This is a genomic window from Candidatus Limnocylindria bacterium (genome assembly GCA_036523395.1).
Taxonomy (GTDB): domain Bacteria; phylum Chloroflexota; class Limnocylindria; order P2-11E; family P2-11E; genus CF-39.
In genome coordinates, this window is sequence record DATDEH010000059.1 from 1 (window position 1) to 8,900 (window position 8,900).

An 8,900-nucleotide genomic window follows, 5' to 3' on the forward strand; every position below is an offset into this window, starting at 1 on the left:
TTGGGCGTGCCGACGAAAGAGCTCGAAATCGGCTAGCGACCTGCGGGCGCCGCGGGTGACGCGGCGAGACACGTGCTGGCGAGCGAGAGTGGAGGGGCCCCGCCGGCAGACGAGGTCATGCGAGCGGTCAGGGCGGGGAGGCCAACTCGCGAGCGAGCAGTGCGAGCCGCGGCAGGACCCGCGGCGCGTAGCACAGGCGTTGCTGGCATTCCTCCTGCTCTTGCTCCGTCTCAAATTCAGGTGGAGGGTCACATGGAAGAGCGGAAGACGACAGTTGAGAAGCGCACCGAAGTTACGCGGGAAGACCGTGTTGCGGATCCGAAGACCAAGACGACGAACGTGAACATCGGCAGCGACGGAAGCACGCAGGTCCAGGAAGAGCAGGAGATCGTCGACGACCCGGTGGGGTCGACGATCATCCGCCAGGAAGAGACCGTCGAGAAGCAGCAGCGCTAAGAAGCGCGGCGCTCTCGGCGCTACTGCGGCGTGCGCGAAGCGCACACGCCAAGCAGATGAGCGCAGCGAATGCTGCGCGATTATCCTCCAACAAGAACGCGCCGGGAGGGCCTCCTTGATCAGCAGCGCCGCTCGCAATCGCATCAAGCTCGCCATCGACCAGCTCGAGGAAGGCTTCCATCGCTACGACGAGCAGTCGGCCCTGGATGCCAACGAGTCGTTCGAGGCCGCGCTCAAACGCGGTAAGGCGATGGGCTACCAGGAAGCCGCGCACCTCGTGAAGTCCGCACTGCACGACATCGACGTCAAGAGCCTCTAGCCCGCGATGATCACGGCGGTCGTACTCATCACGGCAGAGCGCGGCGCTCTCCCGAAGATCGGCGAAGAGCTCGCGGCCGTTGAGGGCGTGTCGGAGGTGTACTCGGTCACCGGCGAGATCGACTTCGTCGTGATGGTGCGCGCCCGGGAGCACGAGGAGCTCGCCGACATCGTGACTCGGCGCATCGCGCAGGTGCCCGGCGTCGCGCGCACGCACACCCACGTCGCATTTCGCGCCTACTCGAAGCTCGACCTGGAGACCGTCTTCGGCCTAGGGAGTCCTCGCTAGGGTCGCAGGCCCGCGCTTGACAGGTTTCGAATTTGAGATTACGCCTAGCCGCGCTAGGTATGTGGGCGTGAAGGGGGAGATCCTCCGGGGGCATCTCGACATGCTCTTGCTGGCTGCGGTGGCGCGCGGGCCGGCCCATGGCTACGCGCTCATCGACCTCGTGAACGCCGACAGCGGCGGGGTATTCGATCTGCAGCAAGGCACCGTCTACCCGATCCTGCATCGGCTCGAGCAAGAGAACCTGATCAAGGGTCGGTGGGTCGCCCACGCCGGGCGACAGCGGAGGGAATACGAGATCACCAGCGACGGCCGCGACCGGCTGGACGCCGCTCGCGCGGACTGGAAGCGCTTCTCGCGCGGAGTCCGTGGCGTGATTGGCGAGGCGACGTGACCGTGACCACGCAGGTCCTGCGGGACTACCTCGCGAAGCTGGAGAGCGAGCTTCCCTTCGGAAGGAAAGAGAAACGCGAGATCCTGCTCGAGGCGGAGGACCACCTCATCGAGGACGCACAGCGCGATGAGGCCACCGGCATGAACATCGACGAGGCCGAGCGTCGAGCCACCCGTCGCTTCGGCGATCCGCAGACGCTGGCGCGGCGGTTCGCGGAGGAGCGGGCACCCGCGATCGAGCTGCGCAACGTCACGAAGCGCTTTCTCACACCTGCTGGCACCGCGTATACCGCTCTTCGCGACCTGAGCCTGAGCGTTCAGGTGGGCGAGTTCTGCGCCGTCGTCGGCCCGACAGGCTGCGGGAAGTCGACGATGCTCGCGCTGATCTCGGGGCTCGAGCCGGCAAGCGAGGGCGAGGTCCTCGTCGACGCTGAGCCGGTGACTGGCGTCAGCAAGGCCGTCGGCTACGTGTTCCAGGTCGACGCGGTGTTCCCGTGGAAGAACGTACTCGACAACGTCGCGACGGGTCCGCGACTGCGAGGTGTCGAGCGCGGCGAGGCCGAACGCTTGGCGCGGGACTGGATCTCCCGCGTCGGGCTCTCCGGCTTCGAGCGGTACTACCCCCATCAGTTGTCGGGCGGCATGAGGAAGCGTGCGGCGCTCGCGCAAACGCTCATCAACGAGCCGCGCATCCTGCTCATGGACGAGCCGTTCAGTGCTCTCGACGTGCAGACGCGTACCTTGATGGAGAACGAGCTGCTGCAGCTGTGGTCGGCCACGCGCGCTTCGGTCGTCTTCGTCACGCACGACCTCGAGGAGGCGATCGCCCTCGCCGATCGTGTCGTCGTGATCACCGCCGGGCCCGGCACGGTCAAGGGCGTCTACCACGTCGATCTGCCGCGCCCGCGCAACGTCAGCGAGATCCGCTTCCATCCGGAGTTCGCCCGGATCTATCAAGAGATATGGAACGATCTCAGAGACGAGGTGCTGGTGAGCTATGAGCGCTCTAAGCGCATCGTCTCGTAGCGGCGTCGTCGGTCCCGAGCCCACGAGCGGCGATCGCGCACGCGCGCGGGCGCGGACGAATCGTCGAGTGCTCGTCAACGCACTGCGGATCGCCGTCGCGGTGCTGGTGCTCGGTCTCTGGGAGCTCGGCACCTCCCAGGGCGAGGCGGGCCTGATCGACCCCTTCTTCTACGGAAGGCCGTCGGGCATCGCGTCGCAGCTCTGGAGCTGGATCCAGAACGGCACTGCGCAGGGGCCCTTGTGGCTGCAGGTAGCGACGACGCTCGAAGAGGCGGCCCTGGGGTTCCTCGTAGGCGTCGGTCTCGGCATCGTGTTCGGAGTCGCGCTCGGCCGCATCCGCTTGCTGGCCGACGTCTTCGCGCCCTACATCAAGGCCCTCAACGCGATGCCGCGCGTTGTACTCGGATCGATCTTCATCATCACGATCGGCTACGGGATCTGGTCGAAGGTCGCGCTCGCGGTCGTGCTCGTCTTCTTCGTGGTCTTCTTCAACGCGTTCCAAGGCGTGCGCGAGGTCGATCGCGTGCTCTTGGCCAACGCCCGCATCCTCGGCGCCAGCGAGCGGCAGCTCTCCACGCACGTCATCTTTCCGTCCGCGCTCTCGTGGATCCTCGCGAGCCTTCACACAAGCTTCGGCTTCGCGCTGGTCGGCGCGGTCGTCGGCGAGTACCTCGGCGCGATCCACGGCATCGGGCTGGTCATCGCGACGGCGCAGGCCACGTTCAACCCGAACGGCGTCTTCGCGGCGATGTTCATCCTGGCCATCGTCGCGCTTACGGCCGAGTTCGCGATGACCTGGCTCGAGAACCGTCTCATCAAATGGCGTCCGAACACCATGACCGACATGCAACACATCTAGCGAAACCAAGGAGGAACGCGCATGCGTCGTACGTTCGCAACAATCGGTCTCATCGCGACGGTGGTCGTCGCCGCCTGCGGCGGCGCGGCCACTCCAAGCGCCAATCCGAGCACCAATCCCACCGCCAGCGCCGCCGGCACGGCCGAGCCATTCGCTCTCACGATCATGGTCGGCGGCCTGAACAAGCAGATCTACCTGCCGAACAAGCTCACCGAGGCCCTCGGCTACTTCAAGGAGCAGAACCTGACCGTGACGCTGATCGATGAGCCATCCGGGAAGGACTCGACCACGGCGCTCATCGCGAGCGAGGTCGAAGGCGCGTCGGGCTCGTACGACCACACGATCGACGTGCAGGGCCTCGGCAAGAGCCTCGTCGAAGTCGTCCAGCTTCTGCGCGCGCCGGGCGAGGCCGAGATGGTCGCGACGGCCAAGGCTGGCGAGATCAAGTCCGCCGCCGACTTCAAGGGCCGCAAGCTCGGCGTGACCTCGATCGGTTCGGGCACGCACGGCCTCACGCAGTATCTCGCCGTCAAGAACGGCATCGCCGTCGATCAGTTCACGCCGATCGCGGTCGGCGCCGGCGACACGTTCATCGCCGCGATCAAACAGGGCACCATCGAAGCAGGTATGACCACCGAGCCCACGATCTCGCGCCTCCTAAAGACTGGAGACGCCAAGGTGCTCATTGACCTGCGCACGCCCGAAGGCACGCGCGCTGCCCTCGGCGGCGACTACCCGTTCATCTCCATCTACATGCGGTCGGACTGGGTAGCCAGCCACAAGCCGCAGGTCCAACGTGTCGTGAACGCCTATGTGAAGACGCTCAAGTGGATCGCGACACACACGCCGCAGGAGATCGCGGACAAGCTTCCCGCCGACTACTACGCGGGCGACAAGGACCTCTATCTGGCCGCCCTGACCGGCAGCATGCCGATGTTCAGCCCCGACGGAAAGATGCCGGCCGGCGCACCGGACTTCGTGCTGAAGGTGCTGCAGACCTACAACAAGAACGTCCAGGGCAAGACCATCGACGTCTCCAAGACGTTCACCAACGAGTTCGCCGACGCGGCGAAGTGAGCTAGCACCCTAGAGGCGGCGAGGGAACGATCGGCGCCACCCGCCTGGTCGTTCCCTCGCTCGCCTAGACTCGGCCTGATGCAGGCCGTGGTCATGGCCGGCGGCGAGGGGAGCCGCCTGCGCCCCCTGACGATCAATCGGCCCAAGCCGATGGTCTCGATCGTCAATAAGCCTTGTCTCGGGCACATCTTCGATCTGCTCCAGCGCCACGGCATCCACGACGCGTTCGTGACGCTGCAGTACCTCGCGTCGCAGATCCAGGACAGCTTCGGCGACGGCGGCGCGGTGGGCATGCGCCTCAGATACAGCGTCGAGGAGTCGCCCCTCGGCACGGGCGGCTCGGTCCGGCAGATCGGCGAGGCGCTCGACGACACGTTCATCGTCATCTCCGGCGATGCGCTGACCGACATCGACCTTACGAAGGTCATCGCGTTCCACCGCGAGCGCAAGGCCGCCGTTACGCTCACGCTGTATCACGTCGCGAATCCGCTCGAGTACGGCGTCGTCATCACCGGCGAGGACGGACGGATCTCGAAGTTCCTCGAGAAACCGTCGTGGGGCGAGGTCTTCTCCGACACGATCAACACCGGCATCTACGTGATCGAGCCGCGGGTGCTCGAGCGGTACAAGCCCGGCGAGGCGTTCGACTTCAGCAAGGATCTCTTCCCCGCGCTCCTCGCCGAGGGCGAGCCGCTGTACGGGTACATCGCGTCGGGCTACTGGACCGACATCGGATCCATCCCGGAGTACGCGCGCGCGAACGCGGACCTGCTCCAGGGCCGCCTGACGGCTAGTCCGCTCGGCCGCGAGGTCCAGCCCGGCGTGTTCACGAATGGCGAGGTCGTGATCGACGAGTCCGCGCGCATCACCGGCCCGGTCTATCTCGGCAACGGCGTGAAGATCGGACCGCAGGCCGAGATCGTTGGCCCCACGGTCCTCCGTGACTACGTGACGGTCGACGTTGGAGCGCTCATCGACCGCTCGATCGTGTGGCGCAACAGCTACATCGGCGAGCGCGCCGAGCTGCACGGGACCATCGTCGGCCGGCAGTGCGCGCTCAAATCGCGCGTGACCCTCGAGGAGGGGAGCGTCGTCGGCGATCACTGCATCGTGAACGAGAACGCGCGCGTTCGCAGTCAGGTGAAGATCTGGCCGGACAAACAGATCGAGAGCGGCGCCGTCGTTGGGTCGAGCCTTATCTGGGGCTCGCAGGGCCGTCGCGCGCTCTTCGGCCGCTTCGGCGTCACGGGACTGGTGAACATCGATCTCACGGCGGAGTTCTGCGCCCGCCTCGGCGCGGCCTATGCGTCGACGCTGCCGCAGGGCACCACCGTGACGATGAACCGCGACCAGCATCGCTCGAGCCGCATGCTCAAACGAGCGCTCATGGCCGGAATCGTGTCCACCGGAGTTCACGTTGCCGACCTGCTGCAGGCTCCACTGCCCATCGGTCGCCACCACACCCGGCGGCTGGGTGCGAGCGGTGGCGTGCACGTGCGCGTTTCGCCGTTCGATGCGCGCGTGTGCGACGTGAAGTTCTTCGACCGCCAGGCGCTCGACATGGACAAGGCGCAGGAGCGCAAGGTCGAGACCGTGTTCTTCCGCGAGGACATCCGCCGTGTTGGATATGCCGACGTCGGTCGCATCTCTGAGTCAACCCGCGTCGGCGAGGCGTACAGCGAGGCCTTCCTGGCCGAGATCGTCCATCGCAAGGAGATCGCCGAACGCAACTTCAAGATCGTCGTCAACTACTCCCACGGCACCGCCGCGCAGTTCCTTCCGCCGCTTCTCAGCACCCTCGGCATCGAGCTCATCGCCATCAACGGTGTGGTGTCCGAGGACGTCGGCTCACGTTCGTTCGACGAGTTCCAGAACGAGCGGCGCGAGCTCGCGGCGATCGTCGCGGCACTCAACGCGTCCGCCGGCGTGATCATCGACGCCGGTGGCGAGAAGGTCTTCTTCGTCGACGACAAAGGCCGCAACCTCAACGACATGCACTTCCTCGCGGCATTCGCCGCACTGACGGCACGCGTGACGCCGGGCGTCGTGGCGGTGCCCGTGTATGCGCCCTCGGCGATCGAGAGCGCCGTCGCGGAATTCGGCGGAAAGGTGCAGCGCGTGCGCGCCTCCGCTGAGGCGCAGATGAACCTCGCCGCGCGCGAGCATCCGCTCGTGGTCGGCGACGGCGTCGGTGGCTTCATCTTCCCGCGCTTCCACCCTTCCTACGACGGGCTCTTCGCGACGGTGCGCCTGCTCGAGCTTCTGGCCGTCACTGGCAAGACCCTCGCCGAAGTCATGGACGAGACGCCGCCCGCGAATGTGGCGCGGCTTCAGGTGCCGTGCGAGTGGGAGCGCAAAGGCCGCGTGATGCGCGTACTCGCGCAGGACCCGCGGACCGAGCACACACGACAGATCGACGGCGTGAAGCACCAGAACGACGGAGAATGGGTGCTCGTGCTCCCCGACGGAGACCGCCCGCTCTTCAACGTGTACGCCGAGGCCAAGGACGAGGCGCGGGCCTGGAGCCTCGCGCAGGAGTACGCCGACCGCCTCGAGCAGCTGCGGACCGAGGTTTGAGCGTCCGCGTCGCGATCGCACAGTGCGCGCCGGCGCTCGGCGCGTTCAAGCGGAACATCGCGATGCACGAGGAATGGATCGGCCGAGCGCAGAGCGCTCGCGCGCAGCTCGTGGTGTTCCCTGAGTTGTCGCTCACGGGCTACTACCTGAAGGATCTGGCGGGTGACATCGCGTGCGCGGCGGATGACGAACGCCTGAAGCCGATCGCCGATGCCTCGCGCCGCATCGACGTGTGTGCCGGATTCGTCGAGCGCGCGCCCGACGCGCGCCTGCACATCGCCCAGGGGTACTGGCACGGCGGCCGGTTGGTGCACGTTCACCGCAAGGTCTATCTGCCGACCTACGGCATCTTCGACGACGGCCGCTACTTCGGCCCGGGCGAGCGCTTCGACGTGTTCGAGAGCGCCGCAGGTCCGACCGGTCTCGCGATCTGTGAGGACCTCTGGCATGTTTCCGTGCCTTACATGTACGCGGCGACAGGCGCGACCGTCGTCCTATCGCCGGCGTCGAGCCCTGGACGCGGTGTCGCCGAAGGCGGGGATCTCGGCACCGCGGAGTCGTGCCGGCTGATGGATCGTTTCTACGCGCAGTACCTGACGCTCTACGTGCTCTTCGCGAACCGTGTCGGGCATGAGGACGGCGTCGCGTTCTGGGGTGGCTCCGAGGTCGTCGCGCCAGATGGCACCGTGGTCGCACGCGCGCCGGAGTTCGAGGAGCACCTTCTCGTTGCCGAGATCGACACGGATCTCGTTGCTCGCGAGCGCGACCGCAACCCGCTCATCCGCGACGAGCGTCCCGATCTCGTGCAGAGCCATCTCGCGCGCCGTACTGGACTCGTTCGCCGGCCGGATGTCGCGGTGGAGCGCTCGTGAAGGTCGCGGAGCACATCGGCGCGATCCGCCCCGACCCCAGTGACCCGTCGCCGCTGCGCATCGACGAGGCGCTGGTCCGCCGGATGCTCGTCGCGTTCCTGCGCGAAGAATCGAGGAAGTCAGACCACAAGCGCGTGGTCGTGGCCGTCTCCGGGGGCGTGGATAGCGCCGCGGTCGCGGCTCTCGCCGCGGAGGCTTTCGGCCCGAGCAACGTCACCGCGCTGTTCCTGCCGTACCGGACGTCGGATGCCGCATCACGCGAGCACGCACGGCTCGTCGCGAAGACCTTCGGACTCGCGCTCGAAGAGATCGATATCACACCACAGGTCGATGCCTACCTCGGGCGGCTCGGTGACATCGATCGCGTGCGGCGTGGCAACAAGATGGCGCGCGAGCGCAAGTCGATCGAATACGACCGCGCCTGGCCCGACGGGCTGGTGCTCGGCACAAGCAACAAGACCGAGCTGCTCCTCGGCTACGGGACACGGCACGGCGACATGGCTTGCGACCTCAATCCCGTCGGCGATCTGTACAAGACGCAGCTGCGCGAGCTGTCGATGCACCTCGGCGTGCCCGACGTCGTCGTACGGAAGCCGCCGACGGCGGACCTGTGGCAGGGGCAGACGGACGAAGGCGAGCTCGGCTTCACGTACGCGCAGGCGGACCTCATCCTCTATCACCTCGTCGATCGCCGCCTGCGTCCGGCCGAGCTGATCGCAAATGGTTTCGATGCGCCACTCGTCAACAACATCCGCGAGAAGATGCGCCGCTCGCACTACAAACGCGTGATGCCGCTGATCGCGAAAGTAAGTCTGCGGACAGTCGGGCACGACTTCCTCTATCCCAGAGACTGGGAAGCCGACTGAGCGAGACGGGCTCGGCGGGCGAAGCGGGGCCGACCGAGGGCCCCCGCGCGCGAGGGGTCCCCGTCCCGACGAGGGACGGGGTTTCGCGCGAAGAGAGGGTTTCGGTCGGCCCCGCGTCGGGGGAGCCTTCGAGCGAAGCCCCGCCTCTTCGCCTGGCTCTCGGTTATGCA

Annotated in this window: 10 protein-coding genes; all 10 read left to right on the plus strand. The window is 66.7% G+C overall.

The features are described from left to right. Window positions 1-252: 252 nt before the first annotated feature. The 10 genes from VI056_08120 to VI056_08165 all read left to right on the plus strand — a co-directional run bounded on the left by VI056_08120 (window position 253) and on the right by VI056_08165 (window position 8,730). Entirely contained in the window at window positions 253-456 is a 204-nt protein-coding gene (locus VI056_08120) for a hypothetical protein (protein ID HEY6202995.1), read from the plus strand. Window positions 457-571: 115 nt separating this feature from the next. Beyond that, window positions 572-775, plus strand: a complete 204-nt coding sequence (locus VI056_08125; protein ID HEY6202996.1) for a hypothetical protein — start codon at window positions 572-574, stop codon at window positions 773-775. Window positions 776-781: 6 nt separating this feature from the next. Continuing rightward, window positions 782-1,063, plus strand: coding sequence for an Lrp/AsnC ligand binding domain-containing protein (locus VI056_08130; protein ID HEY6202997.1), 282 nt, complete (start codon window positions 782-784; stop codon window positions 1,061-1,063). 67 nt (window positions 1,064-1,130) lie between these two features. After that, window positions 1,131-1,454: a helix-turn-helix transcriptional regulator gene (locus VI056_08135; GenBank protein HEY6202998.1), complete on the plus strand. Its 324-nt coding sequence runs from the start codon at window positions 1,131-1,133 to the stop codon at window positions 1,452-1,454. Window positions 1,455-1,456: 2 nt separating this feature from the next. Next, window positions 1,457-2,479, plus strand: coding sequence for an ATP-binding cassette domain-containing protein (locus VI056_08140; GenBank protein ID HEY6202999.1), 1,023 nt, complete (start codon window positions 1,457-1,459; stop codon window positions 2,477-2,479). After that, complete coding sequence (locus tag VI056_08145; protein ID HEY6203000.1) at window positions 2,451-3,338, plus strand: ABC transporter permease; 888 nt, start codon at window positions 2,451-2,453, stop codon at window positions 3,336-3,338. The genes VI056_08140 and VI056_08145 overlap by 29 nt, the downstream gene beginning before the upstream one ends. A 21-nt stretch (window positions 3,339-3,359) precedes the next feature. Continuing rightward, entirely contained in the window at window positions 3,360-4,415 is a 1,056-nt protein-coding gene (locus tag VI056_08150; protein HEY6203001.1) for an ABC transporter substrate-binding protein, read from the plus strand. Between the two features lie 78 nt (window positions 4,416-4,493). Continuing rightward, the gene (locus tag VI056_08155) at window positions 4,494-6,992 is read left to right on the plus strand and encodes a sugar phosphate nucleotidyltransferase (protein ID HEY6203002.1); all 2,499 of its coding nucleotides are present in this window, start codon (window positions 4,494-4,496) and stop codon (window positions 6,990-6,992) included. Further along, window positions 6,989-7,864, plus strand: coding sequence for a nitrilase-related carbon-nitrogen hydrolase (locus VI056_08160; GenBank protein ID HEY6203003.1), 876 nt, complete (start codon window positions 6,989-6,991; stop codon window positions 7,862-7,864). Before VI056_08155 ends, VI056_08160 begins: the two co-directional genes overlap by 4 nt. Beyond that, a complete protein-coding gene (locus tag VI056_08165) occupies window positions 7,861-8,730 on the plus strand; it encodes an NAD+ synthase (protein ID HEY6203004.1) in 870 nt (289 codons plus the stop codon). The genes VI056_08160 and VI056_08165 overlap by 4 nt, the downstream gene beginning before the upstream one ends. Window positions 8,731-8,900: the final 170 nt, after the last annotated feature.

Coding starts and splice junctions, on each gene's coding strand:
- VI056_08145 (HEY6203000.1), top strand. CDS start 2,451: ATGAGCGCTCTAAGCGCATCGTCTCGTAGCGGCGTCGTCGGTCCCGAG.
- VI056_08120 (HEY6202995.1), top strand. CDS start 253: ATGGAAGAGCGGAAGACGACAGTTGAGAAGCGCACCGAAGTTACGCGG.
- VI056_08150 (HEY6203001.1), top strand. CDS start 3,360: ATGCGTCGTACGTTCGCAACAATCGGTCTCATCGCGACGGTGGTCGTC.
- VI056_08155 (HEY6203002.1), top strand. CDS start 4,494: ATGCAGGCCGTGGTCATGGCCGGCGGCGAGGGGAGCCGCCTGCGCCCC.
- VI056_08130 (HEY6202997.1), top strand. CDS start 782: ATGATCACGGCGGTCGTACTCATCACGGCAGAGCGCGGCGCTCTCCCG.